Here is a 25,697-nt window from a genome sequence, read left to right as displayed (position 1 = left end):
TCGGCGCGGTCAGTCCGCGCGCAGCAGTGCGAGCAATTCGTCGCGGTGAGGCTGGGTGTCGAGCCAGGCGCGGATGCGGTCCAGCTCGTCGATGCAGTCGTCGCCGTAGCGGCGGCGCAGTGCGGCGAGGCGAGCTTCGCGCACCTCCTCGGTCTGCAGGCGCCGCTGCCACCCGTCGGACAGCAGTTCATCGAGCCGGCCGGCGAGGCCACGGCTCACGATGGCGCGCCACTCGCCCGCGTCGAACCACAGGTTCTGGCAGGACACGCAGCGGTCGATGCGAAAGTCGGGCCCGGCGCTCACGCGCAGGCGCTGCATCAGCCGGTCGCACTCGGGGCAGTGCCGCACGGCCGCAATGTCGAACACCTCGATGACTTCATCGTCGACCGCATGCGGCACGCGGTTCGGGTCGGCGGCCTTCCAGGCGCGCCAGTCGTCCATGGCCATCACCATGCCGTGGCAATCGGCGCACTGCACGCCCAGCAGCGCCTCGGCCAGCGCCACGGGCTGCATCGGCGCGTGCCCCGTGCAGCTGCACTTCAGGTTCGGGTTCATTGCGCGCTTCCGTTCAACGGACGGAAGGTGGAGATCAGGTTCTGCAGCGCCGACTTCTGGCTCTCGGTGCCGTCGGCGGCGATGCGGCTCATCAGCGAGGCGACGCTCAGGTTCTGGATCTCGCCCGACGAATTGCCCAGCGCGCCGACGATGTCGCGCAGGTCCTTCACCACATCGCGTTCACCCGAGAGCTGGTCCTTGAAGGCGACCTGCACCGCCTGGCTCTTGGAGATGACGCCGTCGATGCCCTTGCCCACCGAGAGCGAGCGCACGAAGCTGTCGAAGTAGTCGCCCGAGCCGCCCACGATGTCGATCTTGGCGTTGGCGAGCGCAGTGCCCAGCACATCGGCCTGTTCCTTGGCGATGGAGGTTTGCGCGTCGATGCCCTTCAGGGTCTCGATGTGCGACTTCTCCAGGCGCATGCGGAACTCCTCGTGGTCGCGGGTTTCGGGGCTCATCGACTTCATGGCCTCGAACTTCTCGTGCAGGCCCTTGGCCTCGGCGTTGAAGCGGGCTTCGATCACCTGCGCATCGGCCTGGCCGGACTTGAGCGTGGCTTCGGCATCGGCCGTGCGCACGCTCACATCGGCGAGGCCGAGCTTTTCCTTGCCCGAGGCTTCGGCGTCGAACTTGGCGCGCATGCCGGCCGCTTCGGCCTGCGAGCGCGCCTCGATCACCTGCGCGTCGGCCTGGCCGGCCTTGAGGATGGCGTCGGCATCGGCCTGGCGCACATGCACATCGGCGAGGCCCAGCTTTTCCTTGCCCGAGGCTTCGGCCTCGAAGGTGGCCAGGCGCGCCTGCGCGGTGGCGATCTCGACCTTGGCAGCCGCCAGGCCCGGCGCGGCGGAGAGGGCTTCCATGCCCTCGGCTTCGCGCTTCTTCGATTCGGCATCGCGCTCGGCGACCTTGAGCTTGGCATCGGCCAGCGTCAGTTCTTCGGCCGCCTTGTGGCGCGCGCGCTTTTCCTGCGTCTCGGCCGCCTTCACGTCGATCACCATCTTCTCGTCGGCCTGGCCCTCGGCCATGATCACGACCGACTTCTTGGTGCGCTCGGCCTCGGCGACCACGCGCAGTTCCTTGATGGCCTCTTCCTGCTCGGCGACGGTGCGTTCGACCACGATGCGCTCGCGGATCACGTCGGCAATCGCCTTCTTCTGCACTTCGACGGCCTTGTCCTTCTCGATGCGCTGCAGCGTCACTTCCTTCTCGCGGTCGACGATTTCGAGGTCGCGGGCACGCGTGACCTTTTCTTCCTCGACGGCCACCGCGCGCTTGCGATTGTTCTCGGCCACTTCCTTCTCGCGCTGCACGTTCTCCTGCTGCACGGCCACGGTCTGCTCCGAGAGCAGGCGCGCGGTCTCGGACTTGGTGCGCTCTTCGGACTGGATCTTGGCGGTCTCGGCCTCCTCGCGGGCACGCACGCTGGCGATCTCGCGGTGCTGGCGCGAAGTGGCATCGGCTTGCTGGCGTTCGAGCTCGAGCAGCGCTTCCTGCGTCTCGACGTTCTTCTTCTTGATCTGCATTTCCTCGTTGCGGCGCAGCTCGTTGGTGCGCACATGCTCGACCGCCGTGAGTTCGGTGATCTTCTTGATGCCCTGCGCATCGAGGATGTTGTTGGCGTCGAGCTCCGACAGCGGCGTCTGCTCGAGGTAGTCGATGGCCGCGTCTTCGAGCACATAGCCCGAGAGGTCATTGCCGATCTGGCTGATGATCTGGTCGCGGAAGCCGTCGCGCGCCTGGTAGAGGTCCACGAAGTCCATCGACTTGCCGACCGTCTTGAGCGCTTCGGAGAACTTGGCGGAGAAGAGTTCTTCGAGCGTCTCGTGGTTGGAGGCGCGTGCGCAGCCGATGCCCTGCGCTACCTTCAGCACGTCGTCGGCGGTCTTGTTCACGCGCACGAAGAACTTCACCTTGATGTCCGCGCGGATGTTGTCGCGGCAGATGAGGCCTTCGTTGCCGGAGCGGTCGATCTCGATGGTCTTGACCGAGATGTCCATCAGCTCGGCCTTGTGGATGATCGGGTAGACCATTCGCCCGGTGAAGGTCACCTCGGGCTCGGCGCGCAGCGTGTTCACGATGAGTGCGTGGCCCTGTTCGATCTTGCGATAGAACTTGGCGAACATCGCGAACAGGCCGAGGATGACGACGGCCAGTATGACGACGGCAAAGATGATGGGCTCCATTTTTTCTCCAGATTTGCTTTGAGAGCGGACGAACAGTAAGGGGTGCGCGCAGTCAGACGATGTCTTCGTGCGCCGCGATGAGGTAGCGGCCGGCCACCTCGTCGTATTCGAGGATCAGCGCGTGCGAGCCGCGCTTGAGCGTGTTGGGCGTGGGCGCCCAGACGCGGATGTTCAGGCTCGCGCCGCGGCGCGAGATTTCGGCGCGGCCGTCTTTCTCATTCACCACGCCGGTGACCACGCGGCAGGCCTGGCCGACCAGCGCGGCATTGCTCACGGCCGTGTGGCTCACGAAGAGTCCGCGCAGCGGCCTGATGGCGACCGCCGTGACGGGAATGGCGATGGCCGCGCTGGCCACCAGCAGCACCGTGCCGGCCACAAGCTTGAGCAGCATCGTGGGCACCAGCGGCAGGAGCCATTCGCCGCCGAGGCAGGAGACCGTCCATGCGACGAGCACCAGCAGGCTCACAGCCACCGAGAACGGCACGCCGTTCAGCCCGAAGGCCACGACATAGCTCGCGAGCTGGCCGACGTCGCTGCTGTCGCCGTCGGCATGCGTGTGCAGGTCGACGTCGATGCCGCTGTGCTCGATGTCGACCATGCCGAGCACCGCGAGCACCCAATAGATCACCACGACGCCCAGCAGCACCGTGTAGATCGCGGTGGGGTACCCCGTCACCGCATCCATGAAATTGCCCATTGATCCTCCCGCGTGCGGGTTGTTGTTCGTTGTTCTACTTGCGGCCCGGCCTCCCTGCGCCGGCGCCCTTCTTTCCACCACTGGCAAATGCAATCAGATCGCGCGTGGCCCTCTCCTTGATGGCCAGGCGGTCGTCGGCGGCGAGGCCATAGCGCTTCGCCAGGAATTCGTAGTCCGCCCCACTGAGCGATACAGTCAGGCGCGGCCGCTTGGGTTTGGACGTGGTCGCCAGCCCCAGCACCTGGCGGATCTGGTCGGAGGTGGACACGTGCTGCTCGAAAGCCGCGGTGCGCACCGCCTCCAGCACAGCCTCCTCCACGTCGAACGCCACCTGAACGGCGCGTATCGCCTCGTCCGAGCCCTGCCAGCGAACCGGCTTGACCCGCACGTTCATTCCGAAGCAGTCCCGCTCGGGTTGGCCTGGCGGGCGCGGATGCGTTCCATCACCTTGCCGGTGCGGTCGGCGTCGCTGCCGATGCCCGCGGCGGCCAGCTTCTTCTCGAGCGCCTGGTGGCCCAGTTCGTTCTCGAGCGCCTGGCTGGCGGTCATGCGGTCGGCCAGGTCTTCGTGGCGGGCGCGGATGCGTTCGAGCGACTCGCGCGCATTGGCCAGGCGCGAACCGCCGCTGCCGATGTTCTCGGAGATCGACTGCGTGGCGCGGTAGACGCTCTCGGTGGTCTTGGCGATGCCGATCTCGCGCTCGTGCTCGCGGATGCGCGCCTCGGCCGACTTGATCAGTTCCTTCAACTTGGAAACCTGCAGGGCATACGAAGCGTGGGCCTTGGCCTGCTCCTCGAGCTCCTGCTCGATGGTGCCGACCTTGGCCGCCACGTCGAGCGCGAGGCCTTCCTGTGTCTTGTTGAGCGCCTCCACCGCGAGGCCTTCGTAGCGCGCGATTTCGTTCTTCAGGCGCTCGATCTCGCGGGCCGACTGCATCTCCTTGGCCATCACGCCCGTAAGGTCGCCCTTGGCCTTCTCGATGCTGTGCTTGGCGTCGATGATTTCCTGCTCGTAGATGCGCGTGGCATTGCTGTCGACCACGCTCTCGCCGATCTCGCGCGCGCTGCCGCGCAGCAGGGTGACAAGCTTCTTGATGACGGTCATGTGGATCTCCGCTTAATTCAGGAATTCGGACAGGGCGTCCAGTGCATCGAGCGCGTTGTCGCTGAGCACCGCCACTTCGCGTGCGACGTCTTCCACGCTTGCATTGCGCCCGAGCGCACCGGTGAGCACGTAGCGGCCATCGACGCGGCCGAAGGACGACAGGGGCACGGACGGGTTGAGGTCGAGCAGCGATTCGAGCAGCTCGGTGCGGCGTTCGGGCTTCACTTCATCCTCGGTCCAGAGGTAGCAGATGCAGATGATCTGCATGTCGGAACTGGTAATAAAGATAGGCAGCTCGTCGCGCCCCTCGATGCTCACCTGGACCACGGGCGTGCTGCCCGGAATGGGCTGCAGCTGCACCGGCAGCCCGCCCATTGCGGCGCCCGCCAGCGCATCGAGGCCCTCGAGTTGATCGAGCAGTGATTGCATACCTCTCCTTGTGGTTGAAACCGTTGGAAGCGAGCGATGCTTCGATGGGTTCACTATAGGTTCGCCGACATAACATGTCAAAAATTTTCTTTTTGCCGACCCATGACTTTCGGCACTGGCACGGTTCATGGAATCCACTGGCGAGTGACCGCCGGCCCCGCGAGGCGGAACGAAAGACTGACTTGCCCCGTCGTGCGGGAGCCGCCAGACTTTGCCCATGACCTCGCTCCCGCATCCATGACGACCAGCAAGCTCGCGCAGCGCCTGTCGGCTGTCCCCTCCACCTTGCGGATTCCCCTGGCTGCGCGCGCGTCCGGCGACGCCATCTTCCCGCAGGTGGCCGTGCGGGACGCCTACGCCGCCGCCATCCTCGAGAAGATCCGCGACGACGGGCAAGCGCTGCCGGAAGACCGGGCGACCATCTACGGCATCCTCGCGCGCACGCGGCGCTTTCGCAGCCTCGCGCAGGATTTTCTGAAGCGGCATCCCGGCGCGCGCGTGGTGAACATGGGCTGCGGCCTGAGCCACTACTTCCAGTGGCTGGACGACGACAAGTCGCGCATGACCGATGCCGACCTGCCCGAGGTGCTCGCGCTGCGCCGCGAGCTGATTCCCGAGACCCATCCGCGCCACGACGTGCGCGAGCTCGACCTGACCGCGCCCGACTGGTGGGACCAGCTCGGCCTGCCGAAAAAGCGCAACGCGCCACCGGTCTTCCTCTTCACCGAAGGCGTGCTCATGTACCTGAAGCCGGAGACCGTGCAGGCGGTGCTCGCCGCCTTCGGCGAGCGGGCGCCCGCGGGCTCGGTGCTGGCCTTCGATGCCATGTGCTGGATCGCCACCGGCCGCGCGCGCAACCATCCGTCGGTGCGGCCGACGGGCGCCGAGTTTCTCTGGGGCCTGCGCCGGCCCGCAGACCTGACCCAACCGCATCCGCGCCTGCAGCTGGACGGCACCTACCGCGTGATGGAGGGCCTGGGCCTGGCCTACACGGTGCTTGGCCCAGTGTTCAGGATGGTCTTCGGCGTGCCCCTTTATGCGGTGTATTCGCTGAGCGCCGTGGACCCAACCGATCCGGGCGATACATAAACGCACAATTTTCCGAATCGACGGCTTTGTCCGGCCTGCATTGCGCGGAATGGCTGACGCGGGGTGTCCCGCGCAGTGCGGCAAGCTGGGGGCTGTTCCCATCGCGGAAAATCATTCCGCGCTTCGCCTCGCTTTCCCCCTCCTCCAAAGACTCGAACCCTCAAGAAACACATGCTTGATCGCCGATCCTTCCTTGCCGCAGGTGGTGCCGCCGCCGCACTCGCCGCCCTTGGACTGCCCGAAGAGGCGCTGGCCGCCAACGGCCTGCAACTGAGCCAGCCTTCGCCCTTCTCGTTCGACCGGCTCGTCGCACAGGCCAAGCGGTTGGCCGCGCAGCCTTACGTCGCAGCCACGCCACTCGCCCCCGACGTGCTCGAGAAGATCGACTACGACGCGCACGGCAAGATCAAGTTCGACCCCGCCAACGCCCTCTTCCGCGAAGGCCCCGGCGCGTTCCCCGTCACCTTCTTCCATCTCGGCCGCTTCTTCCAGACGCCGGTGCGCATGCACGTGCTGGAAAACACCGACGGCGATGCCTTCGCCCGCGAGGTGCTCTACAGCCCGGACTACTTCTCGATGCCGCCCGACAGTCCCGCGCGCGCGCTGCCGCCCGGCGCGGGCTTTGCGGGTTTTCGCCTGCAGGAAAGCCGGCTGGGCGACCAGGGCAAGCTCGACTGGCAGAAGAACGACTGGGTCGCCTTCCTCGGCGCCTCGTATTTCCGCGCGATCGGCGAGCTCTACCAATACGGTCTCTCGGCGCGCGGCCTCGCACTCGATGTGGCGGTGCCCGACAAGCCCGAGGAATTCCCCACCTTCACCCGCTTCTATTTCGAGACCCCGGCCGCGAACAACACCACCTCGATGACCGTCTACGCCCTCCTCGAAGGGCCGAGCGTGACGGGCGTCTTCAAGTTCGTCATGCAGCGCGGCAAGGCGGTGATCATGGACATCGATTCGCGCCTGTTCCTGCGCCGCGACGTGGCGCGCCTGGGCCTCGTGCCGCTCACCTCGATGTACTGGTACTCAGAGACCATCAAGCCCACCGCCATCGACTGGCGCCCCGAGGTGCACGACTCCGACGGCCTCGCGATCTGGAACGGTGCGGGCGAGCGCATCTGGCGCCCGCTCAACAACCCCACGCAGACGCGTGCGTCCGCGTTCGCCGACACGAAGCCGCGCGGTTTCGGCCTGCTGCAGCGTGACCGCTCGTTCGACCACTACCAGGACGGCGTCAACTACGAGAAGCGCCCGAGCCTCTGGATCGAGCCGCTGGGCGACTGGGGCGAAGGCTCGGTGCAGCTCATCGAGATCCCGACCGACGACGAGATCCACGACAACGTCGTCGCCTTCTGGGTGCCAAAGGTCGAGGCCAAGGCGGGTGCGAGCTACAGCCTGCAGTACCGGCTGCACTGGACCGACCAGGAACCCTTTCCGTCGCCGCTCGCGCGCTGCGTGGCCACGCGCATCGGTCGCGGCGGCCAGCCGGGCCAGCCGCGGCCGCAGGGCGTGCGCAAGTTCATGGTCGAGTTCATCGGCCAGCCGCTCACCACCGTGCCCTTCGGCGTGAAGCCCGAGCTGGTGCTCACGGCACCGCGCGGCAAGTTCTCGTACGTCTTCGCCGAGGCCGTGCCCAACGGCGTGCCCGGCCACTGGCGCGCGCAGTTCGACTTCACGCCCGAGGGCAACGAGCCGATCGACATGCGGCTCTACCTGAAGAACGGCGACCAGACGTTGACGGAGACCTGGCTGTACCAGTACCAGCCAGGCTGAACACGTTAAGGCCGCAGGCGCTTCAGCGCCTGCTGGCGTCGTTGTAGGGCGCGAAGAGCTCCACCGCCCAATCGACGAACACCCGCAGCTTCGCGCTCAGATGACGGTTGGTCGGGTACACCACATGCAGCGGATAGGTTGGCGGTGCCCAGGCTTGCAGCACCTCGACCAGCGCACCGCTTGCGAGGTACGGCGCGGCCATCACGTCGAAGGTCTGCGCCACGCCCATGCCGGTGAGCACCGCTGTCAGGTGCGCGGTGCTCTCGTTCACGCCCACCACGGTGCGGCCGTGAATCTCGATGCGCTCCTCGCCATGCGCATAGCGCAACGGAATCGGGCGGTTGCTCAGCGACGAGAAATAGCCCACCACCCGATGCGTGCCGTTGCCCAGGTCAGCGGGTGTCGTCGGAATGCCGTGGCGCGCCAGGTAGGCGGGCGTGGCGCAGGTCACGAAGCGCAGGTTCGCGATGCGGCGCGCCACCAGCGACTGGTCCACCAGTTCGCCGGCACGAATGACGCAGTCCACCGCATCGCCGACGAGGTTCACCGGCCGGTCGCTCACACCGATCTCCAGTTCGATCTCCGGATAGCGCGCATGGAACGCAGGCAACTGCGGGATCAGGATCATGTTGGCGAACGATGAGCCCACATCCACCCGCAGCCTTCCGCGCGGATTGGCCTGTGCGTTGGTGAGGTCCGATTCGATGTCTTCCAGCTCGGCCAGCACGCGCGCCGTGCGCTCGTAGTAGGCCGCGCCTTCGGGCGTGACCGTCACGCGCCGCGTGGTGCGCTGCAACAGCTTCACCCGCAGGTGCGTCTCGAGCTGCTGCACCAGCTTCGTCACGCTGGGTTTGGGCATCTGCAGCGAATCGGCCGCGCGGGTGAAGGTGCCGGCTTCGACCACCCGGGCGAAGACGCGCATGGCGGTGATCTGGTCCATCGCGGGATTATTAGTGATCCGGAAATAAAGATGTCCCGCGCGGCCTCTTGGTCTGAGAGGGGATGACGCCCAAACTTCGTTCCATCGTCAACGCTGCCTCGCAGCAATTTCCAAGGAAGAAAGAAGTCATGTCCCAACTCAAGCTCAACGACAAGATCGCCCTCGTCACCGGCGGCACCAGCGGCATCGGCCTGGCCACCGCGCAACGCTTCGTGGCCGAAGGCGCCCATGTGTTCATCACGGGTCGCCGCCAGGCGGAACTCGATGCAGCGGTGAAGACCATCGGCCGCAACGTAACCGGCGTGCTCGGCGATGTCTCCAAGCTCGCCGACCTCGACAAGCTCTACGCCACCATCAAGGAACAGAAAGGCCGGCTCGACGTGCTGTTCGCCAACGCCGGCGGCGGCAGCCTGCTGCCGCTCGGCCAGATCACCGAAGAACACTTCGACAAGACCTTCGGCACCAATGTGCGCGGCCTGCTCTTCACCGTGCAGAAGGCGCTGCCGCTGATGCCCAAGGGCGCATCGATCGTGCTCAACGCCTCGATCACCAGCATCAAGGGCAACCCGGCCTTCAGCGTCTACAGTGCAACCAAGGCGGCGGTGCGCAGCTTCGCGCGCGGCTGGGCGGTGGACCTGAAGGATGCCGGCATCCGCGTCAACGCGGTCAGTCCCGGCGTGGTGCCGACCCCGGCCTATGAGCTGCTGGGCCTCACGCCGGAACAGGTGAAGGGCTTCATCGAGGGACAGGCACAGAACATTCCACTGGGCCGGGTCGGCACGCCCGACGAGATCGCCAAGGCGGTGGTGTTCCTGGCCTCCGACGACAGCAGCTTCGTGAACGGCACGGAGCTCTTCGTCGACGGAGGCATGGCGCAGATCTGATCGATCAGCGCTTGGTGACCGACACCAGCTCGACTTCGAAGTTCAGCGTGGCGTTCGGCGGAATCACACCGCCCGCGCCGCGCGAACCATAGGCAATCGACGGCGGGCAGGTCAGCTTGGCCTTGCCGCCCGGCTTCATTTTCTGCACGCCTTCGGTCCAGCACGGGATCACGCCGTTGAGCGGGAACTCGGTGGGTTCGCCGCGCTTGTAGGAGCTGTCGAACTCCTTGCCGGTGTCGGGGAAGGTGCCGCGGTAGTGGACCTTGACCGTGTCGGTGGCCGCGGGCGATGCACCGGTGCCTTCCTTGAGCGACTGGTAGATCAGGCCGCTGGGCGTGGTGACTGCGGCGGTTTGCGCAAAGGCTGCGGGGATGGCGAGGACGGACACGAGAGCGGCACAGAAAAGAGTCTTCACGAAACACCTCGGAGATTGAAAGACCTCGATTATGGCCAGCGCCTGCATCACCTCGATGTAGCGCGATGTAGGTAGTGGAACGACCCTTGCTTTGCTGGATGTGCACTGTCAACATCCACGAAGAGAGGAAGCCTCCATGCACTCCACCGAAGCCGCCCCGGCCGCATCGACTGCCCAGGGCACGGGCCATCTGAAGAAGGTCCTGGGCCCCATCCAGCTCTGGGGCATCGCGGTGGGCCTCGTCATCTCCGGTGAGTACTTTGGTTGGAGCTACGGCTGGAATACCGCCGGCACGCTCGGCTTCCTGGTCGCCACGGTGCTGGTGGCTACGATGTACACCACCTTCATCTTCAGCTTCACCGAGCTCTCGACCGCGATTCCGCATGCGGGCGGCCCCTTCGCCTATGCGCGGCGCGCGTTCGGTCCCAACGGCGGCTTCGTCGCGGGCTTCGCGACGCTGATCGAATTCGTCTTCGCGCCGCCCGCCATCGCGCTGGCCATCGGCGCGTACCTCAACGTGCAGTTCCCGGGTATCAACCCGAAATGGTTCGCGCTCGGGGCGTATGTGATCTTCATCGGGCTCAACTGGATCGGCGTCGGCATCGCCGCGGCCTTCGAGCTCTTCGTGACGGTGCTCGCGATCTTCGAGCTGCTGGTGTTCATGGGCGTGGTCACGCCGGGCTGGACGCTGGCGAACTTCGTCGCCAACGGCTGGGCCGGCGGCAACGTGCTCAATGGCGCCGCGATCTCGGGCATCTTCGCGTCGATCCCGTTCGCGATCTGGTTCTTCCTGGCCATCGAAGGCGCGGCCATGGCGGCCGAAGAAGCGCGCGATCCGCACCGCACGATTCCCATCGCCTACACCACCGGCATCGTCACGCTGGTGGTGCTGGCCTTCGGCGTGATGATCTTCGCGGGCGGCGTGGGCGACTGGCGCAAGCTCGCCAACATCAACGACCCGCTGCCGCAGGCGATGAAGGCGGTGGTAGGCGACAACAGCGGCTGGCTGCACATGCTGGTGTGGATCGGGCTCTTCGGGCTGATCGCCTCGTTCCACGGAATCATCATGGGCTACTCGCGCCAGATCTTCGCGCTGGCGCGCGCCGGTTATCTGCCGGCCTACTTTGCAGGCCTGAGCCCGCGCTTCGACACGCCGCACCGCGCGCTGCTGGCCGGCGGCGTCATCGGCGTGATCGCGATCTTCAGCGACGAGTGGGTGCAGTTCGGCGGCCAGACGCTCACCGCCAACATCGTGACCATGGCGGTGCTCGGCGCGATCGTGATGTACCTCATCTCGATGGCCGCGCTCTTCAAGCTGCGCAAGAGCGAGCCCGACCTGCTGCGCACCTACCGCGCGCCCTTCTACCCCGTGTTCCCGGCGATTGCGCTCGGCCTGGGCGTGGTGTGCCTCGGTGCGATGGTGTGGTTCAACTTCATGCTGACAGTGCTGTTCCTGGTGCTGATGGCCGCGGCCTATGGCTACTTCCTCCTGACCTCTTCGCAGCGCAAGGCGGCCGCGCCCGACGAGATGCTGTCTTCCTCGGCCACCAACGCCTGAGCCCACGCCTGAACGATGCGCTACCGCACCACCATCGCAGAACAGGTCTTCACCTTCGACGACCTGAAGCAGGTCATGGCCTTCGCCAGCCCCGCGCGCTCCGGCGACTACCTCGCGGGCGTCGGCGCCGCCACCGCGCAGCAGCGCATGGCCGCGCGCTACGTGCTGGCCGAGACGCCGCTCAAGCAGTTCCTGACCGAAGCGCTCATTCCCTACGAAAGCGACAACATCACGCGGCTCATCATCGACGGCCACGATGCAGCGGCTTTCGCGCCGGTGTCGCACCTCACGGTCGGCGACTTCCGCAACTGGCTGCTGTCGGACGAAGCCACGACCGCCACGCTCACCGCACTCGCACCCGGCCTCACGCCCGAGATGGTGGCAGCCGTGTCCAAGCTCATGCGCAACCAGGACCTGGTGTCGGTCGCGAAGAAGTGCAACGTGGTCACGCGCTTTCGCAACACTGTCGGCCTGCCCGGCCACCTGTCGGTGCGGCTGCAACCCAACCATCCGACCGACGACCTGCGGGGCGTGGCCGCGTCCACGCTCGACGGCCTGCTCTACGGCGCGGGCGATGCGGTGATCGGCCTCAACCCGGCCTCCGACAGCATGCCGGTGCTGGGCCAGCTGCTGCACATGCTCGACGAGGTGATCCAGCGCTTCGAGATTCCCACGCAGAGCTGCGTACTCACGCATGTGACCAACACGCTCAAGCTCGCGGAGGCCGGCGCGCCGGTGGACCTGGTGTTCCAGTCGATCGCCGGCACCGAGAAGGCGAACCTCTCCTTCGGCGTCACGCCCGAACTGCTCGACGAGGCCTATGCCGCCGCGCTGGCCCTGAAGCGCGGCACCGTCGGCGACAACGTCATGTACTTCGAGACCGGCCAGGGCAGCGCGCTCTCGGCCAATGCGAACTTCGGCGTCGACCAACAGACCTGCGAGGTGCGCGCCTATGCGCTGGCGCGGCGCTACAAGCCCTTTCTCATCAACACGGTGGTCGGCTTCATCGGGCCGGAGTACCTGTACGACGGCAAGCAGATCATCCGCGCCGGCCTCGAAGACCACTTCTGCGGCAAGCTGCTGGGTCTGCCCATCGGCTGCGACATCTGCTACACGAACCACGCCGAAGCCGACCAGGACGACATGGACACGCTGCTCGTGCTGCTGGGCACCGCGGGCATCAACTTCATCATGGGCATTCCGGGTGCGGACGACGTGATGCTCAACTACCAGAGCACCTCGTTCCACGACGCGCTGTTCCTGCGCCAGACACTGGGCCTGAAGCGCGCGCCCGAGTTCGAGGCCTGGCTGCAGCGCATGCAGATCACCGATGCGGCGGGGCAGCTTGCACCGCCCTCTTCCAACCGCCTGCTGGCCGACATGAGCGGGCTCAAGGCTCTCAAATCATGAGCGACGCCGTCACACCCAACCCCTGGGCGCAATGGCGCTCGGCCACGCCCGCACGCCTCGCGCTCGGCCGCGCCGGCGCCGGCATGCCCACCGACGAGACGCTGCGCTTCGGCTGGGCGCATGCGATGGCGCGCGATGCGATCCATGCCGCACTCGATGTCGATGCGCTCGAAGCCACGCTGAGCGCACAGCACTGGGAAGTGGCCCGCGCCCGCAGCCGTGCAGCGGACCGCACCACCTACCTGCGCCGCCCCGACCTGGGCCGCCAACTCGACGACGAAGACGACGGGCGCCTGCGCGGCATCGGGCGCTACGGCTGCGATGTCTGCGTCGTCATCGGCGATGGCCTCTCCTCGCTCGCGGTGGCGCGCCATGCCGCACCGCTGCTCGCCGCCCTGCGCGCGCAGTTGCCGGCCGACACGCGCTTCTCTCCCGTGGTCATCGCCACGCAGGCGCGCGTGGCGCTGGCCGACGAGGTGGGCGAACTGTTCGGCGCGATGCTCTCGGTGATGCTGATCGGCGAGCGGCCGGGCTTGAGTTCACCCGACAGCCTCGGCATCTACCTGACCCATTCGCCCAAACGCGGGCTGAACGATGCAGCGCGCAATTGCATCTCCAACGTGCGACCCGAAGGCCTGCCCTACAAAGCCGCCGCGTTCAAGCTGGCATGGCTGATGCGCGAGTCCCTGCAAAGGGGGCTGACCGGCGTGGCGCTCAAGGACGAGAGCGATCTTGCGGTGCTGCAGCAGCACGACACGCGAAGACCGGGGCTGCCCGGATAAGGCGTTCTTCCATTATCTGTAAATACGCAATAAAATGACTCTTAAGCCGTTTAATGGTCATTTTATTGATGTCAAAAAGCAGCCACAGCCTCTCGGCCCTCCCCTCGCAAACCATCGCGCCTCTTGAAAGGCTCGGCCTGCGCCTGCGCGCGCACAGGGTCCAGCGCGAATGGACGATCGCCGAAATGGCCGAGCGGCTGCTGTGCTCGCCCAACACACTGCGCGCGCTCGAATCCGGCAAGCCCGGCACCAGCATCGGCCTGCTGGCCCATGCGCTGTGGCTCTTCGGCGAGATCGATTCGATCGACGGCGTGGCGCCGGCCCCCACCGGCCTGGCGGCAAAGCGCCGCGTGCGCAAATCGGCCACTCGGCAAGGCGCCGCAGGCGTGATCGCGGAGGGCGAACGTGACTTCTGACGACACCGATGTCGAGCGGCGCATCTATGCCGGCCTCGCGCACCGCACCGGTGAACGGGTGCAGCCGGCCGGCCTGATGAAGCTCGTTCGCCGCGGCGTGGTGGAGTCCGGCGAATTCGCCTACGGCCGACGCTATCTCGAAGACCCGGCCGCCGCACCGCTCAACCCCGAGCTCCTGCCGCTGCGCGATGCGGCCTTCGTGCTGCCCGAGCGCCGCATCCGCGAAGGTGGCGCCATGCCGCTCACGCTGCGCGATGCACTGCCCGACAGTTGGGGCCGCAAGGTGCTCGAAGTACGCCAAGGCAAGCCCCTGTCCGACATCGATGCTTTGCTGCTGACCAACGAGGACCGCATCGGTGCGATGGTGTTCTCCGAAGCCCTGCCCATCGAGAGCGAGGAGCCGCCTTCGGCGCTCCTGTCGCTGGAGGATCTCGCCGAAGCATCCCGGCGTGTCGAAGCCGGCATGGAGATCGGGCCCGACATGCACCGGCTCCTGCGCGGCGGCAGCCTGGGCGGCGCGCGCCCCAAGGCGGCCTTCGTGCATGAAGGCCGGCGCTTCATCGCCAAGTTCGCATCGCGTGGCGACGACCACGACGTGGAAGTGATCGAAGCCGCCACGCTCTGGCTGGCCGATGCCTGCGGCATCGACGTTCCGCCCTTCCTGCTGCAACCCCTCGCGCTGGGCCATGCCTTGCTGGTCGAGCGCTTCGACCGAATGGGCCCGGTGACCGACGAGCGGCGTTTTCACTACCTCTCTGCCTCGGCATTGCTCGACGTGCCCTATGAATCCAGCCGCGGCAGCTACGTCGAGCTGGCGCAGTTGCTGCGGCGCATCTCGCGGCGGCCGCAGGAAGACCTGGCCGAACTGTTCCGTCGCCTGGTGTTCAACCTGGCGGTGGGCAACAGCGACGATCACGTCAAGAACCATGGTGCCCTGCGGGGCGAAGACGGGCAGTGGCGCCTGGCCCCCGCCTTCGACCTCGTGATGCAGCTGGGCGGGCACACGGGTTACCAGGAACTGGCCGTTCTTCCCGGACAGCACGCATCGAGCCTCGCGCTGGTACGCGAGGCGGCGCCACACTTCGGCTTGGCGGCTGCGGCCGCCGAAGACGTCATCCTTGCCATTGGCGAGACGGTCGCCGTTCATGCGGCGGCCAGCGTGGCGTCTGCCGGTGGCGATCGGGTGCTTGTGCAGCGCGTGGCGGCCTTCATCGAGCAGCAGGCCGGACGCATCGGCGCCTAGGCACCTGCGCTCGACTGCCCCGGGGCAGCCCATATAGACTTTGATTCCCCTGCCCCGGACAAGTTGGACGAAGGCGCCGAAGATTCGGTCCGCGGATCGTTTTCAACGACGCGAATTGTTCATTCGTTCATTCACTCATTCAGCAACAAGACAGAAAGAGATCGCCATGGCAAAAGCCTATTGGGTCAGTGCATACCGAGCCGTCAAGGACGCCGACAAACTCGCGGCCTACGCGAAACTGGCCGGCCCGGCGATCGCTGCCGGCGGTGGGCGCTTTCTCGCACGAGGCCTGCCCGCCAAGGTCTACGAGTACGGTTTGCCCGAACGCACCGTGTTGATCGAATTCGACAGCGTCGAGCAAGCGACAGCAGTGCACGACAGCCCCGACTACCAGGCTGCGCTTGCCGCACTGGGCGACGGTGCGGAACGGGATCTGCGCATCGTCGAAGGGGTTTGAGCAACCCGGGGCGGGTGTGCGCCAAAGGACACTCACGATGACCATCACCATCACCGCCTTTGAACGGTCGCCCGATGGCGGCAAGGGTCTGGCGCGCGACACACGCGTGCGCTGGGCGCTGGAGGAAGCCGGCCTGCCCTATGAAGTGCGCCTGGTGCCCTTCCACGCGATGAAGGAGGCCGCGCATCTGGCGCTGCATCCCTTCGGCCAGATCCCTACCTACGAGGAAGGCGACCTCGCGCTGTTCGAGACCGGCGCCATCGTGCTGCACATCGCCGAGCGCCGCCCGGGCCTGTTCCCCGCGGATGCCAAGGCGCGGGCGCGCGCCATCACGTGGATGTTCGCGGCGCTCAATACGGTCGAGCCTCCCATCCTCGAGCTCGTCACTGTCAAGTTCGTGGAAGGCGACAAGCCCTGGAAAGCCGAGCGCATGCCCCTCGTGCATGACCGGGTGCGCGCCCGGCTGACCCAGCTTGCCGCCCGCCTGGGTGACGGCGACTGGCTGGACGGCGACTTCAGCGCAGGCGACCTGTTGATGGTGTCGGTGCTGCTGCGGGCGAGACCGTCCGGCCTGCTGGACGAGTTTCCCAGCCTGGCCGCCTATGTTGCTCGCGGCGAGGCGCGGCCGGCCTACCAGCGAGCGTTCGCCGCGCAACTGGCGATCAACGCCGCGCCTTTGTCGGCGGGTTGACGGGCCGCCGCACTTCGGCTTGACGGCTATCGAGCTGTAGGCCGAACGCAACGTCAAACAATATCGGTCGAGCAAGTCAGCGCCTCATGGCGCTTCAAACTCGCAAGCATTGCATCGGACTTTGCTCGCACGAGCCCGAGCGCGTCGCTGCCGATCAGCAAGTGCTCCGGGGGCTCCGGCATATCGACGAGCGCAAGGATCGCCGCAGCGGCCTTGTGCGGATCGCCAAGCTGCTTGCCGCTCTTGTCGATGCGCGATTGCCGGATCGGATCGAACAGGCTGTCGTAGTCGCTGATGGCGCGCGCGCTGCGCACCATCGAACGTCCGGCCCAGTCCGTCCTGAAAGATCCCGGGGCGACCGCGGTCACTGCGATGCCGAGGCCCTTCACCTCCCTGGCCAGCGTCTCGGAGATCCCTTCGAGGGCGAACTTGCTGCCGCAGTAGTAGCTGATGCCGGGCATCGTGATGTAGCCACCCATCGACGTGATGTTGATGATGTGTCCACGCCGGCGCTGGCGCATGAACGGCAGGAACGCCTTCATGACCGCGACCGCGCCAAACACGTTGACGTCGAACTGGCGGCGCATTTCGTCGAGCGACGATTCCTCCAGGATGCCCTCATGGCCGTACCCCGCGTTGTTGATCACGACGTCCACCGGCCCGAGCTCCGCCTCGACGACGGCAGCGAGTGGTGCAACAGCGTCGAACTGCGTCACGTCGAGCAGTTTCACGTGCGCATCGCCGTGAATCTCGGTTTGAAATTCCGCTGCCGCCTGCTCGGTCCGAACGGTTCCGACGACGCGGTGACCGGCCTGCAGCGCAGCGCTCGCGATGGCCCGCCCGAAGCCGCTGCTGACGCCCGTAATGAAGAATGTCCTGGTGTTTTTCATGCGTCGATTCTAGGAATCGAGGGTGCCGCCAAGCCAGTCGCAATCCTCTGTTTGGTTTGCCTATTCCTATGAATACCATCCGTTTTTTGCCGCTTATTGCCTGAATTGATGCACAGTACGCTGAATGAAAAAATCGAGCGCAACACCCCTCGACAGCAGTTCTTCCAGCGCCCGCATGGTTGCGCTCTTGAAGCAACTCGCACCGCAAGAGGGCTACACGCTGACCGCGCTTGCGGACGTGCGTTTTCTTCGCTCCGATCGCCCACTGGCTTCGACCCCCGTGCTCTACGAACCGGGCATCGTCATCGTCTGCCAGGGTCGCAAGCGGGGCCTCTGGGCCGATCAGGTCTACCTCTACGATGCCCAGCACTACCTCGCGGTGTCGGTGCCGGTCCCGTTCACCATGGAGACCGACGCCAGCGCCGACGCGCCTCTGCTCGCGATCTATTTCAGCCTCGACCTCACCGTCCTCGCCAGCCTTGCGTTGCAGGTCGACGAGCTCACCGGGCGTTCGAGCGCTGAACCTGTCGGGATGTTCTCGACACCGATGGACGACGCGCTGGCGCAGACAGTCCTGCGATTTCTCGAAGCGATGAGTTCACCCGTGGAGGCCGTGTTGCTCGGGCCGGCGATCGTGCGCGAGATCTACTTCCGGGTGCTCATCGGAGAACAGGGCGCATCGATGCGCGCGGCCCTTGCCGATCAGGGTCAGTTCGGAAGAATCGCCAGGGCCGTGCGACGCATCCACACCTCGTTTGGCGATCGCCTCACCGTCACGCGCCTGGCCCGCGAGGCGGGCATGAGCATCCCTACGTTTCACGCCCACTTTCGCAGCGTCACCCAGAGTTCTCCGATGCAGTACCTCAAGTCGGTGCGCCTTCATCAAGCGCGCCTGCTGATGCTGCGCAACGGGAAGACAGCGTCCGCAGCGAGTCTGGAGGTCGGATATGAAAGCGCGTCGCAGTTCAGCCGTGAGTTCAAGCGCTTTTTCGGGCGCAGTCCGGGCGATGAGGTGGCGCGCCTGAAGTCGAGCTTCGCGATGCCACCGTTGCCGGGAGCGCAAGAGTGGGTGTCGTCGCATTGATCGACGAAGCAGGACTTGCGCGACGATCCAGCATCCTCCTCACAACCTCCAACCCCAAGCACGGAGACCCGAATGAGAAAGCTCAAGATCATGGAGCACATATCGCTGGACGGTGTCATCCAGTCCTCCGGCGAAGACGATTTCCCCTACACCGACTGGACCGCGCCCTATCGAACCCCCGCCGGCCGCGATGAGGTCTTCGCCGCGCACGGCGGACGCTTCGACCTGCTGCTCGGCCGTCGCACCTACGACTTGTGGTCAGGCGTCTGGCCCAAAGCACCGAGCAGCCCGATGGCGGACAGCTTGAATGCGGCGACCAAATATGTGGTGACCCACCGTCCGGAAAGTCTTGAATGGGGCCCGTTCGAAGGCCTGGGACCGGACATCGTCGAGGGCGTTCGCCGCATCAAGTCGCAGGCTGGCCCGAACCTGATCCTCTGGGGTAGCTCCACGCTCACATCGACGCTGCTCGAACAGGGGCTTGCGGACGAAGTTCTGCTGGTCGTCTATCCAGTCCTGCTGGGTACGGGGAAACGCTTCTTTGCGGAGGGAACCCCGCCACGCTCCTTCGAGCTCGTCGGCACAAAGGCAATGCCGTCCGGCGTCATCCTCAGTACTTACAAGGTCGCCGGGCCATTGAAGGGCGGATAGTCTGATACGCGAGGGACGCCATCGCAGCGGTTCAGTTTGCCTCGGGGGCTGACTTCACAGCGAGACGCCGAAGCAGGCTTGCTGCAGTGCGTAGTCAGGGATGACAGGGGCTGCTGGCGGAGTGGCTATCGCTTCAACTCTTGCCTTGAGATTGCAATTCGTTGCGAGCTCTTTCCTGTTGAAGCCCCGGCGGCTCCCCGCCAAACCACATCCATTGAGGATCCGTGCCACCGTTGTTCAGTCCGAAAGCGTTCCATTGTTGCCCCACCACGATAGCAAGCAATGCCAAGGCAAGAACGATCAGGATTCCACAACCCACAAATGCGAGTATCCATACAGTCGGGATGGAGGGGTAGAGATTGGCCCCCGCAACAGCAAAGAGCGCAGCAATAGCTGCACCAGCAATCAAAGGTTTGACTATCGATACTTTTTTGCTCATGTTATTAACTCCCTTCAGTTCGAAGTTTCATCATGCACAAACAATTGGCTAAAGAGAAGCCCGTTGCAGGCTGGCGGCATGAAGGATCGGCGCTGATCGGGCGGATGCAGTTCGTTGACAGCGCCCACGTTATCGGCACTCTCTGCGATCGGCACTACGACGCGGCCCAGCCTGAACAATGGGATTGAACCAAAATCACCAACTTTCGCAAGCCTCCTAGCTATAGTGCTAGTCTCAAAAAACGGGGAGGATCAGGCGTGCGGGCCTTCAAGTTCTTGCTTCCAACCCTATGCGTGTTTGTGGCGGGATGCACGTCTGTACCCACGCAGCCCAAGTCAGCAGTTGAGGCATATCGGAGCTTCTTGCTGGATGCAAACACGCCTTTTCCAAGACGAGCTCAAAAGCACCTTGGCCTGAAATTTGAAATTGACCCGGACGTACCGGGACAGCCGCGTTTTGCCCGGCTGGGGCCTTCTCACGGCAACAATGCCTTCCAGTACGCCTCGATCGGACTCATCGACGTCGCATCCCAATTCACGCCGCACCGGTTTATCGCAAGGATGACCCTCAAGTTCGATTCTTCGGTTGCCTGCGTCAAACGTTCAGACTTGGCGGCACTGGGGCCGATTTATCCAGGAATCCCCTCCGTGATTCACGGTCAGGCGACCCCGATCCTAGGGATCGATCGAACGCCGGACTATGTCTATTTTTCTGCGCCCGGCATGAACATGAATATCGAACTCGCGACTTTCAGTGGAGATTGCCTCGTGACCATAGTGCACGACATTTCCATGGTGCTCCCATCGGCCTAGCCGTAGTGATGTGAGCACTGCGCACGAGTCGGCGTCGTGTCTTCGGATGCTAGAGCGGACTTTTCATTCCTCTCCGAAGCAGCCTTTCCCAAATCACTCAAGAGATGCCTGATACAGGGCATCGATTCTCGGCTCAACTGATGGCCTCGCAACCAGGCCGGATAGACGCATGCGCACACCCAAAATGCTGTTTTGACGAGCCGCACTCCGCATAGAAATGTCACTTCATCAAAAGGCGTCCAAGTGATCATGTAGACCGCGACTGCGCATGCCAGTGCCATCAAGCACGCAACGAACAAGCGAAGCTTCAATGCGGACGCTACGAGCCTGTCAGGACCCGATGCAACGACCAAGTACCCTCTTGCCGAGCCGGCGGGTGAATATCGGATTTTGGCCGACTGTGGCCGAAGCACTTCCATCAGCGTGGGTCAACAGCAGACCTCAACCATGGGCGCTACATTGCTCCCATGACCTGCACATACACGCTCCCTCCCGACCTTCAAGCCGCTATGCGTGCACGAGACGAAGCCTTCTATGCCGTCGATTCTGCGCAATGGGGCAAGTACACCGCGAGCGACTTCACAACTGTCCAGCAGAACGGCCAGTTCATGTCTCGAGCCGAACGGATCGGCAACCTGCAAACGCAGAAGCAGCGGCCTTATGTCCCGCGCGAACGCGAGCAACACGAACAGCAAGGCGACCTTGTAGTCACTCGCTTTTTCAGCGGCGGGCTGTGGGTAATGGAAGTTTGGAAGCGCATCGACGGTGCCTGGGCCACCGTCATGACGCAAGCCACCACGGCGACTTCCGCCACGCCGTCCGTTCCTGGCCTGTAGCCAGTCAAGCAATCCGCCCAAGAGAAACGTTCGCCGTCATTGAAAACAGTCACTCGCGCCTGGCTGCCGCCATCCCGCATGCTGATCATCTCGGCGCTCAGCCAACGTAGTGAGCCGTGACCCCGCCATAGGCAAGCGCCAGCCCCAGCAGCACGGCAAGGCCGAGATCAAGAATCAACGAGGCCTTGGGCGGTCTTCGCCGGAGGAGTATTTGCGCCGCCGTACCAATGACGAAATAGACAAACGCCGCGCACATGCCGATCAGATAGAAGACCAGGAGCATTCCGGAAGCCTTCTGGCCTTCGCCCGGGTACGACTCGCCCCATTCACCATGAGCCAGTGGCATGGCAATGACCACGCACAGGGCCAGAATCAATCGAAAAACGATCTGCAGCGTGTGGCGAAGCGCGGGGCTCATCTGTTCAACGGAAGGGGCAGCGGTGTTCATGACATCGGTGGTTGGTGCGCCGCGGCCCGCGGGACTTGCCCTCCGTGACCGACTGCTTCGGGCCGATCGTACCCATCCGCGCGCTCTTCGCGTGAACGATCTACCCCACTCCTAAAGACAAGCCACCAAAACCGCAACCTGGCACGGCTGATGCGTAGGTCGATGCGAAAGTGTCACGGGCGCTGCATACGCTCCGTGCTGCTCATCCATCCACAACGCACAACAACAGGGAACGCATGCACCGCCGCCTCGTCCTCCTCACCCCGCTCGCCACCGCGCTGGTCGCCACCGGCTGCGCCAGCCTTTCGCCCGCCAAAGGCCTCTCCCCTGCCCACTGGGACGCCTTCAACCGCGCGCAGATCGAGGGCCTGATCGCCAGCCTCGGCAAGGGCAGCCCCGGCTACAACGCCGCCAAGCCGCCATACGTGGTGTTCGACTGGGACAACACCAGCGTCTTTCTCGACATCGAGGAAGCCTCGCTCATCTACCAGCTCGAGAACCTCGCCTTCGGCGCCACGCCCGCACAGCTCGAGGTGGCGCTGCGCAAGAACATCCCGAAGAAAGACTTCCTTCCCGCATACAACAACGCAGCGGGCAAGCCGGTCAACATCGATCTCGTGGTGCCCGACATCGTGGCCAGCTACACCTGGCTCTACCAGAACAGCAGCACCCTCAAGGGCAACCAGCCGCTGGCGGCGGTGAAGCTGAACCCGCACTACATCGCCTTCACCACAAAGGTGCGCTATCTCTACGAAGCCATCGGCGACACCTTCGACCACGACACGGCCTACCCCTGGGTCACCTACCTCTTCGTCGGCATGACCGAGGCGCAGGTGCGCAAGCTCACGGCCGACACGGTGGCATGGCAGCTGAAGGAGCCGGTTGCCAAGGTGAAATGGACCTCGCCGACCGCCCTGCCGGGCCAGGCGGGCGTGGTTTCGGTGAGCTGGAAGAACGGCCTCAGGCTGCAGCCCGAGATGCAGGAGCTGTATGCCGCGTTCCGCACCGCGGGCTTCGATGTGTGGGTGTGCTCGGCCTCGTTCGTCGACGTGATCAAGGAGATCTCGTCGAACCCCGCCTTCGGCTACAACAACCCGCCCGAGCGCGTGCTCGCGATGGAGCTGGAGCGCGACGCCGGCGGCGTGATCCAGCCCGAGTTCCGTCGCGGCTACGACCAGACGCAGGGCCCGGGCAAGACGAAGAACATCCAGCGCTTCCTGGTCAGCAAGTACGGCTACGGCCCGAGCTTCATTGCCGGCGACAGCGAGGGCGACCAGAACATGATGGCCGACTTCGCCGACACGAAGAAGGTGCTGATCGTCAACCGCCTGCGCGATCCGAAGACCGACATCGGCAAGTTCTCGGCCATGGCGGTGCAGAACTACGGCAAGCCCGACACGCGCTACCTGCTGCAGGGTCGCGACGACAACACCGGCCAGTGGGTGGCCTCGCAGCTGCACACGCCGCTGGGCGCCACGCAGGGCAAGGCGCTCAAGTAGGCAGAGACAGGCAATCAGCGGGCATCTGCCTATGATCCTGGCATCGAACACCAGGAGACAAAAGATGGCTGCCCGCTACCCCCTCGCCGAACTGAAGGACCTGCCCGAAGACATCCGCACCGCGATCCTCGCTGTGCAGGAAAAGGCCGGCTTCGTGCCCAACGTGTTCCTCGGCCTTGCGCGACGCCCGGCCGAGTGGCGCGCCTTCTTCGCGTACCACGACGCGTTGATGCTCAAGGAGGAAGGCTCGCTCACCAAGGGCGACCGCGAGATGATCGTCACCACCACCAGCGCGGCCAACCAGTGCCTCTACTGCGTGGTGGCGCACGGCGCGCTGCTGCGCATCTATGAGAAGAAGCCGCTGGTGGCCGACCAGGTGGCGGTGAACTACCGCAAGGCCGACATCACGCCGCGCCAGCGCGCGATGCTCGACTTTGCAATGAAGGTCTGCGACCGCTCGCACGAGATCGACGACACCGACTTCCCGCCGCTGCACGCCCACGGCTTCGACGACGAGGACATCTGGGACATCGCGGCCATCACCGCCTTCTTCGGTCTGAGCAACCGGCTCGCGAGCTTCAGCGGCATGCAGCCGAACAACGAGTTCTTTCTGATGGGGCGGCTGCCGCGCGAGAAGAAGTAGAGGCTTCCGGTCAGGCTTTCGCGCGGCAGGAGGCCAGCGCGTCCAGCGCGGGCTTGTAGGTGGGCGTGTTCACGTCCATCACCCCTAGCACCGTGTGAAAGAGGTTGTCGTGCGTGAGCGGCGCATCGAGCCCCGCCTCCATGCACGAGCGCGAGAGCTTGCGGCGCTCGCTCATGCCGTCGCTAAACCAGGTGACCATCGGCACGTGCTTCTGTGCCTCGGGCGCAAAGCTGTACGGCACGCCGTGCAGGAAGAGGCCATATTCGCCGAGCGATTCGCCGTGGTCGCTCACGTAGAGCATCGCCGGGTCGTACTGCTTCGACTGCGTCTTGAGCCAGTCGATGGTGTCGGCGAGAAAGCGGTCGGTCTGCACGATGGAGTTGTCGTAGACGTTCATGAGCTCGTTGTGCCCGCACTCGGCCAGCGCGTTGGTCTTGCACTCGGGCGTGAAACGCTTCACGTCGGGCGCCGAGCGCTTGTAGTAGGCCGGGCCATGGCTGCCCATCTGGTGCATCACCAGTACCACGCCCTTGGCGCGGCGCTCGGCCGGCAGCGCGGCGATGCGCGCGTCGAGGTTCTTGAGCATCACCTCATCGAGGCACTCGTCGCCATCGCACAAGGCCTTCTTCGTGGCGGCATCGAGCCCGTCGAAGGCCGATGCATTGGGGATGCGCGTGCACACGTCCTTGCAGCCGGCCTGGTTGTCGAGCCAGAGCACGGCCAGGCCCGAGGCCTGCAGCACGTCGACCAGGTTCTCGTAGTCGTCCTTGCGCGATTCGTAGCCTTGCTTGCCCAATGGGGAGAACATGCACGGCACCGAGGCGAGCGTGTTGGTGCCGCACGAATGCACGTCGCGGTAGCTCAGCACGCCACGCTTGGCCAGCTCGGGGGTGGTGTCGCGCGCATAGCCGTTGAGGGCGAAGTGGTCGGCACGCGCGGTTTCACCGACCACCACCACGAACATCGGGGGACGCACTTGCGCGGCGTAGCTCGCGCCGAGCGTGGTGCCGGCGGTGATCGGAATCAGTTTGCCGCTGCGCTTGAAGAGCGGCTTGATGAACACCGCGCCCGTCGAGTAGAGGCTCGCGATCGGGTTCATCATGTAGCGCAGGTGGATGTTGTTGCGCATCAGCGGCGCGAGTTGCCGGTTCATCGCCACGCCGGTGACCAGCGCCACCACCACGGTCAGCAGCAGCAGGGCCGCGTTGCGCCAGAGCTTCGAGAGAAAGCCCATCGGCGCGATGCGCACGCGCCAGAGCAGCCACCCCGCGGGCAATGCGACCACCAGCACGTTGAAGGCCATGCGCCAGCTCAGCAGGTCGCGCGCCTCGTTCGGGTCGGTCTGCAGCGCGTTGGCCATCATGGTCGGATCCATGACGACGCGGTACTCCAGCATGTAATGCTGCGCCACGGCGGCCAGCACGACCACCAGGAACCACAGCGGCTTCAGCCAGCGCGACCAGGCCGTGAGCGAGAGCATCGCCACCGTGCCGCACAGCGTGAGCAGGCTCATGGCCGCGACTGTCGGCAGGTAGGTGCTGGGCGCCCCGCCGATGCGGGCCAACTCGTTCCACAGCGGCCAGTTGGTGGTCAGCACCAGGTACAGGCCGAGCCAGAGCATGACCAGCGCGGCCGATCGCGGACGCGCGAGCCACTGGTCGAAACGTTGCCACAGCGTGCCAGGCGACGGAAAGTGTGGCGCGGAAGCCTCGGAAAGAGGTGCGCTGTGCACAGGTGCAGGCTCGATACGCGAAAAAGACATGCAGCGACTG

The 25,697-nt window shown here is 65.1% G+C and carries 29 protein-coding genes; 17 read left to right on the top strand and 12 right to left on the bottom strand.

The features are described 5' to 3' along the window. Nucleotides 1–9 precede the first annotated feature (9 nt). The 6 genes from GNX71_RS12200 to GNX71_RS12175 are packed head-to-tail and all read right to left on the bottom strand — an operon-like array spanning nt 10 to nt 4,968. Nucleotides 10–555, bottom strand: coding sequence for a zf-TFIIB domain-containing protein (locus GNX71_RS12200; protein ID WP_206178552.1), 546 nt, complete (start codon nt 553–555; stop codon nt 10–12). After that, the gene (locus GNX71_RS12195) at nt 552–2,738 is read right to left on the bottom strand and encodes a hypothetical protein (RefSeq protein WP_042579304.1); all 2,187 of its coding nucleotides are present in this window, start codon (nt 2,736–2,738) and stop codon (nt 552–554) included. The genes GNX71_RS12200 and GNX71_RS12195 overlap by 4 nt, the downstream gene beginning before the upstream one ends. A 52-nt stretch (nt 2,739–2,790) precedes the next feature. Beyond that, nucleotides 2,791–3,435: an OB-fold-containig protein gene (locus GNX71_RS12190; protein WP_206178551.1), complete on the bottom strand. Its 645-nt coding sequence runs from the start codon at nt 3,433–3,435 to the stop codon at nt 2,791–2,793. Nucleotides 3,436–3,469: 34 nt separating this feature from the next. Next, nucleotides 3,470–3,829, bottom strand: a complete 360-nt coding sequence (locus GNX71_RS12185; protein ID WP_206178550.1) for a hypothetical protein — start codon at nt 3,827–3,829, stop codon at nt 3,470–3,472. After that, a complete protein-coding gene (locus GNX71_RS12180; RefSeq protein ID WP_206178549.1) occupies nt 3,826–4,539 on the bottom strand; it encodes a PspA/IM30 family protein in 714 nt (237 codons plus the stop codon). The genes GNX71_RS12185 and GNX71_RS12180 overlap by 4 nt, the downstream gene beginning before the upstream one ends. Nucleotides 4,540–4,551: 12 nt before the next feature. Beyond that, a complete protein-coding gene (locus GNX71_RS12175; protein WP_206178548.1) occupies nt 4,552–4,968 on the bottom strand; it encodes a DUF2170 family protein in 417 nt (138 codons plus the stop codon). A 237-nt stretch (nt 4,969–5,205) separates the two neighbouring features. Here GNX71_RS12175 and GNX71_RS12170 point away from each other — a divergent pair, with 237 nt between their 5' ends. Both GNX71_RS12170 and GNX71_RS12165 read left to right on the top strand, forming a co-directional pair. Continuing rightward, complete coding sequence (locus GNX71_RS12170; protein ID WP_206178547.1) at nt 5,206–6,057, top strand: class I SAM-dependent methyltransferase; 852 nt, start codon at nt 5,206–5,208, stop codon at nt 6,055–6,057. Nucleotides 6,058–6,228: 171 nt separating this feature from the next. After that, nucleotides 6,229–7,827 (top strand): glucan biosynthesis protein D, encoded by a 1,599-nt coding sequence (locus tag GNX71_RS12165; protein WP_206178546.1) that lies wholly within the window; start codon nt 6,229–6,231, stop codon nt 7,825–7,827. A gap of 22 nt (nt 7,828–7,849) precedes the next feature. On the opposite strand, the gene GNX71_RS12160 is transcribed toward GNX71_RS12165, so the two are convergent. After that, nucleotides 7,850–8,767, bottom strand: a complete 918-nt coding sequence (locus GNX71_RS12160) for a LysR family transcriptional regulator (RefSeq protein ID WP_206178545.1) — start codon at nt 8,765–8,767, stop codon at nt 7,850–7,852. 128 nt (nt 8,768–8,895) lie between these two features. On the opposite strand from GNX71_RS12160, the gene GNX71_RS12155 reads away from it, so the two are divergent. Then, nucleotides 8,896–9,651, top strand: coding sequence for a glucose 1-dehydrogenase (locus GNX71_RS12155; protein WP_206178544.1), 756 nt, complete (start codon nt 8,896–8,898; stop codon nt 9,649–9,651). A gap of 4 nt (nt 9,652–9,655) precedes the next feature. On the opposite strand, the gene GNX71_RS12150 is transcribed toward GNX71_RS12155, so the two are convergent. After that, the gene (locus tag GNX71_RS12150) at nt 9,656–10,066 is read right to left on the bottom strand and encodes an FKBP-type peptidyl-prolyl cis-trans isomerase (RefSeq protein WP_206178543.1); all 411 of its coding nucleotides are present in this window, start codon (nt 10,064–10,066) and stop codon (nt 9,656–9,658) included. 136 nt (nt 10,067–10,202) lie between these two features. Here GNX71_RS12150 and eat point away from each other — a divergent pair, with 136 nt between their 5' ends. The 7 genes from eat to GNX71_RS12115 all read left to right on the top strand — a co-directional run bounded on the left by eat (nt 10,203) and on the right by GNX71_RS12115 (nt 16,623). Continuing rightward, nucleotides 10,203–11,624 (top strand): ethanolamine permease, encoded by a 1,422-nt coding sequence (gene eat / locus GNX71_RS12145; protein WP_206178542.1) that lies wholly within the window; start codon nt 10,203–10,205, stop codon nt 11,622–11,624. Nucleotides 11,625–11,639: 15 nt separating this feature from the next. Continuing rightward, nucleotides 11,640–13,034, top strand: coding sequence for an ethanolamine ammonia-lyase subunit EutB (locus GNX71_RS12140; protein ID WP_206178541.1), 1,395 nt, complete (start codon nt 11,640–11,642; stop codon nt 13,032–13,034). Further along, complete coding sequence (eutC, locus tag GNX71_RS12135) at nt 13,031–13,816, top strand: ethanolamine ammonia-lyase subunit EutC (RefSeq protein ID WP_206178540.1); 786 nt, start codon at nt 13,031–13,033, stop codon at nt 13,814–13,816. The genes GNX71_RS12140 and eutC overlap by 4 nt, the downstream gene beginning before the upstream one ends. Before the next feature lie 68 nt (nt 13,817–13,884). Next, on the top strand, nt 13,885–14,232 hold the full coding sequence (locus GNX71_RS12130; protein ID WP_206178539.1) for a helix-turn-helix transcriptional regulator: 348 nt from the start codon (nt 13,885–13,887) through the stop codon (nt 14,230–14,232). Next, the gene (locus GNX71_RS12125) at nt 14,222–15,475 is read left to right on the top strand and encodes a HipA domain-containing protein (RefSeq protein WP_206178538.1); all 1,254 of its coding nucleotides are present in this window, start codon (nt 14,222–14,224) and stop codon (nt 15,473–15,475) included. Before GNX71_RS12130 ends, GNX71_RS12125 begins: the two co-directional genes overlap by 11 nt. A 166-nt stretch (nt 15,476–15,641) precedes the next feature. After that, nucleotides 15,642–15,932, top strand: coding sequence for a DUF1330 domain-containing protein (locus GNX71_RS12120; RefSeq protein WP_206178537.1), 291 nt, complete (start codon nt 15,642–15,644; stop codon nt 15,930–15,932). Between the two features lie 37 nt (nt 15,933–15,969). Continuing rightward, nucleotides 15,970–16,623: a glutathione S-transferase family protein gene (locus GNX71_RS12115; protein ID WP_206178536.1), complete on the top strand. Its 654-nt coding sequence runs from the start codon at nt 15,970–15,972 to the stop codon at nt 16,621–16,623. A 53-nt stretch (nt 16,624–16,676) separates the two neighbouring features. Here the strand turns inward: GNX71_RS12115 and GNX71_RS12110 are convergent, their stop codons facing one another. Continuing rightward, entirely contained in the window at nt 16,677–17,513 is an 837-nt protein-coding gene (locus GNX71_RS12110; protein WP_206178535.1) for an oxidoreductase, read from the bottom strand. Nucleotides 17,514–17,637: 124 nt separating this feature from the next. Here GNX71_RS12110 and GNX71_RS12105 point away from each other — a divergent pair, with 124 nt between their 5' ends. After that, nucleotides 17,638–18,597, top strand: a complete 960-nt coding sequence (locus tag GNX71_RS12105) for an AraC family transcriptional regulator (RefSeq protein ID WP_241027244.1) — start codon at nt 17,638–17,640, stop codon at nt 18,595–18,597. Nucleotides 18,598–18,669: 72 nt separating this feature from the next. After that, nucleotides 18,670–19,248: a dihydrofolate reductase family protein gene (locus tag GNX71_RS12100; protein ID WP_206178534.1), complete on the top strand. Its 579-nt coding sequence runs from the start codon at nt 18,670–18,672 to the stop codon at nt 19,246–19,248. Between the two features lie 133 nt (nt 19,249–19,381). On the opposite strand, the gene GNX71_RS12095 is transcribed toward GNX71_RS12100, so the two are convergent. After that, nucleotides 19,382–19,687 (bottom strand): hypothetical protein, encoded by a 306-nt coding sequence (locus GNX71_RS12095; RefSeq protein ID WP_206178533.1) that lies wholly within the window; start codon nt 19,685–19,687, stop codon nt 19,382–19,384. Nucleotides 19,688–19,719: 32 nt separating this feature from the next. Here GNX71_RS12095 and GNX71_RS12090 point away from each other — a divergent pair, with 32 nt between their 5' ends. The 3 genes from GNX71_RS12090 (at nt 19,720) to GNX71_RS12080 (ending at nt 21,335) form a co-directional block, all read left to right on the top strand. Then, on the top strand, nt 19,720–19,875 hold the full coding sequence (locus GNX71_RS12090) for a hypothetical protein (protein WP_206178532.1): 156 nt from the start codon (nt 19,720–19,722) through the stop codon (nt 19,873–19,875). A gap of 174 nt (nt 19,876–20,049) precedes the next feature. Beyond that, nucleotides 20,050–20,499 (top strand): hypothetical protein, encoded by a 450-nt coding sequence (locus GNX71_RS12085; protein ID WP_206178531.1) that lies wholly within the window; start codon nt 20,050–20,052, stop codon nt 20,497–20,499. 467 nt (nt 20,500–20,966) lie between these two features. Continuing rightward, complete coding sequence (locus GNX71_RS12080) at nt 20,967–21,335, top strand: nuclear transport factor 2 family protein (RefSeq protein WP_206178530.1); 369 nt, start codon at nt 20,967–20,969, stop codon at nt 21,333–21,335. Between the two features lie 97 nt (nt 21,336–21,432). Here GNX71_RS12080 and GNX71_RS12075 read toward each other — a convergent pair whose 3' ends face one another. Then, nucleotides 21,433–21,783: a hypothetical protein gene (locus tag GNX71_RS12075; RefSeq protein ID WP_206178529.1), complete on the bottom strand. Its 351-nt coding sequence runs from the start codon at nt 21,781–21,783 to the stop codon at nt 21,433–21,435. Nucleotides 21,784–22,019: 236 nt separating this feature from the next. Here GNX71_RS12075 and GNX71_RS12070 point away from each other — a divergent pair, with 236 nt between their 5' ends. Both GNX71_RS12070 and GNX71_RS12065 read left to right on the top strand, forming a co-directional pair. Then, nucleotides 22,020–23,282, top strand: coding sequence for an HAD family hydrolase (locus GNX71_RS12070; protein ID WP_206178528.1), 1,263 nt, complete (start codon nt 22,020–22,022; stop codon nt 23,280–23,282). Between the two features lie 64 nt (nt 23,283–23,346). After that, the gene (locus tag GNX71_RS12065) at nt 23,347–23,925 is read left to right on the top strand and encodes a peroxidase-related enzyme (RefSeq protein WP_206178527.1); all 579 of its coding nucleotides are present in this window, start codon (nt 23,347–23,349) and stop codon (nt 23,923–23,925) included. A 10-nt stretch (nt 23,926–23,935) separates the two neighbouring features. Here GNX71_RS12065 and GNX71_RS12060 read toward each other — a convergent pair whose 3' ends face one another. Continuing rightward, complete coding sequence (locus GNX71_RS12060; RefSeq protein ID WP_206178526.1) at nt 23,936–25,687, bottom strand: phosphoethanolamine--lipid A transferase; 1,752 nt, start codon at nt 25,685–25,687, stop codon at nt 23,936–23,938. Nucleotides 25,688–25,697 lie beyond the last annotated feature (10 nt).

Origin of the sequence: Variovorax sp. RKNM96, assembly GCF_017161115.1 — a bacterium.
In the GTDB taxonomy this organism is placed as follows: Bacteria; Pseudomonadota; Gammaproteobacteria; order Burkholderiales; family Burkholderiaceae_C; genus Variovorax.
Note: the sequence above shows the minus strand (reverse complement) of the source record. Positions and strands in the feature narration are given on the sequence as shown.

Bases quoted from the DNA above. Each gene is read 5' to 3' on its own strand.
- GNX71_RS12165 (WP_206178546.1), top strand. From the start codon at position 6,229: ATGCTTGATCGCCGATCCTTCCTTGCCGCAGGTGGTGCCGCCGCCGCA.
- GNX71_RS12175 (WP_206178548.1), bottom strand. From the start codon at position 4,968: ATGCAATCACTGCTCGATCAACTCGAGGGCCTCGATGCGCTGGCGGGC.
- GNX71_RS12095 (WP_206178533.1), bottom strand. From the start codon at position 19,687: ATGAGCAAAAAAGTATCGATAGTCAAACCTTTGATTGCTGGTGCAGCT.
- GNX71_RS12185 (WP_206178550.1), bottom strand. From the start codon at position 3,829: ATGAACGTGCGGGTCAAGCCGGTTCGCTGGCAGGGCTCGGACGAGGCG.
- GNX71_RS12065 (WP_206178527.1), top strand. From the start codon at position 23,347: ATGGCTGCCCGCTACCCCCTCGCCGAACTGAAGGACCTGCCCGAAGAC.
- GNX71_RS12110 (WP_206178535.1), bottom strand. From the start codon at position 17,513: ATGAAAAACACCAGGACATTCTTCATTACGGGCGTCAGCAGCGGCTTC.
- GNX71_RS12200 (WP_206178552.1), bottom strand. From the start codon at position 555: ATGAACCCGAACCTGAAGTGCAGCTGCACGGGGCACGCGCCGATGCAG.
- GNX71_RS12195 (WP_042579304.1), bottom strand. From the start codon at position 2,738: ATGGAGCCCATCATCTTTGCCGTCGTCATACTGGCCGTCGTCATCCTC.
- GNX71_RS12115 (WP_206178536.1), top strand. From the start codon at position 15,970: ATGACCATCACCATCACCGCCTTTGAACGGTCGCCCGATGGCGGCAAG.
- GNX71_RS12100 (WP_206178534.1), top strand. From the start codon at position 18,670: ATGAGAAAGCTCAAGATCATGGAGCACATATCGCTGGACGGTGTCATC.
- GNX71_RS12180 (WP_206178549.1), bottom strand. From the start codon at position 4,539: ATGACCGTCATCAAGAAGCTTGTCACCCTGCTGCGCGGCAGCGCGCGC.
- GNX71_RS12075 (WP_206178529.1), bottom strand. From the start codon at position 21,783: ATGAACACCGCTGCCCCTTCCGTTGAACAGATGAGCCCCGCGCTTCGC.
- GNX71_RS12140 (WP_206178541.1), top strand. From the start codon at position 11,640: ATGCGCTACCGCACCACCATCGCAGAACAGGTCTTCACCTTCGACGAC.
- GNX71_RS12120 (WP_206178537.1), top strand. From the start codon at position 15,642: ATGGCAAAAGCCTATTGGGTCAGTGCATACCGAGCCGTCAAGGACGCC.
- eutC (WP_206178540.1), top strand. From the start codon at position 13,031: ATGAGCGACGCCGTCACACCCAACCCCTGGGCGCAATGGCGCTCGGCC.
- GNX71_RS12160 (WP_206178545.1), bottom strand. From the start codon at position 8,767: ATGGACCAGATCACCGCCATGCGCGTCTTCGCCCGGGTGGTCGAAGCC.
- GNX71_RS12130 (WP_206178539.1), top strand. From the start codon at position 13,885: ATGTCAAAAAGCAGCCACAGCCTCTCGGCCCTCCCCTCGCAAACCATC.
- GNX71_RS12070 (WP_206178528.1), top strand. From the start codon at position 22,020: ATGCACCGCCGCCTCGTCCTCCTCACCCCGCTCGCCACCGCGCTGGTC.
- GNX71_RS12080 (WP_206178530.1), top strand. From the start codon at position 20,967: ATGACCTGCACATACACGCTCCCTCCCGACCTTCAAGCCGCTATGCGT.
- GNX71_RS12190 (WP_206178551.1), bottom strand. From the start codon at position 3,435: ATGGGCAATTTCATGGATGCGGTGACGGGGTACCCCACCGCGATCTAC.
- eat (WP_206178542.1), top strand. From the start codon at position 10,203: ATGCACTCCACCGAAGCCGCCCCGGCCGCATCGACTGCCCAGGGCACG.
- GNX71_RS12105 (WP_241027244.1), top strand. From the start codon at position 17,638: ATGAAAAAATCGAGCGCAACACCCCTCGACAGCAGTTCTTCCAGCGCC.
- GNX71_RS12090 (WP_206178532.1), top strand. From the start codon at position 19,720: ATGCACAAACAATTGGCTAAAGAGAAGCCCGTTGCAGGCTGGCGGCAT.
- GNX71_RS12170 (WP_206178547.1), top strand. From the start codon at position 5,206: ATGACGACCAGCAAGCTCGCGCAGCGCCTGTCGGCTGTCCCCTCCACC.
- GNX71_RS12155 (WP_206178544.1), top strand. From the start codon at position 8,896: ATGTCCCAACTCAAGCTCAACGACAAGATCGCCCTCGTCACCGGCGGC.
- GNX71_RS12060 (WP_206178526.1), bottom strand. From the start codon at position 25,687: ATGTCTTTTTCGCGTATCGAGCCTGCACCTGTGCACAGCGCACCTCTT.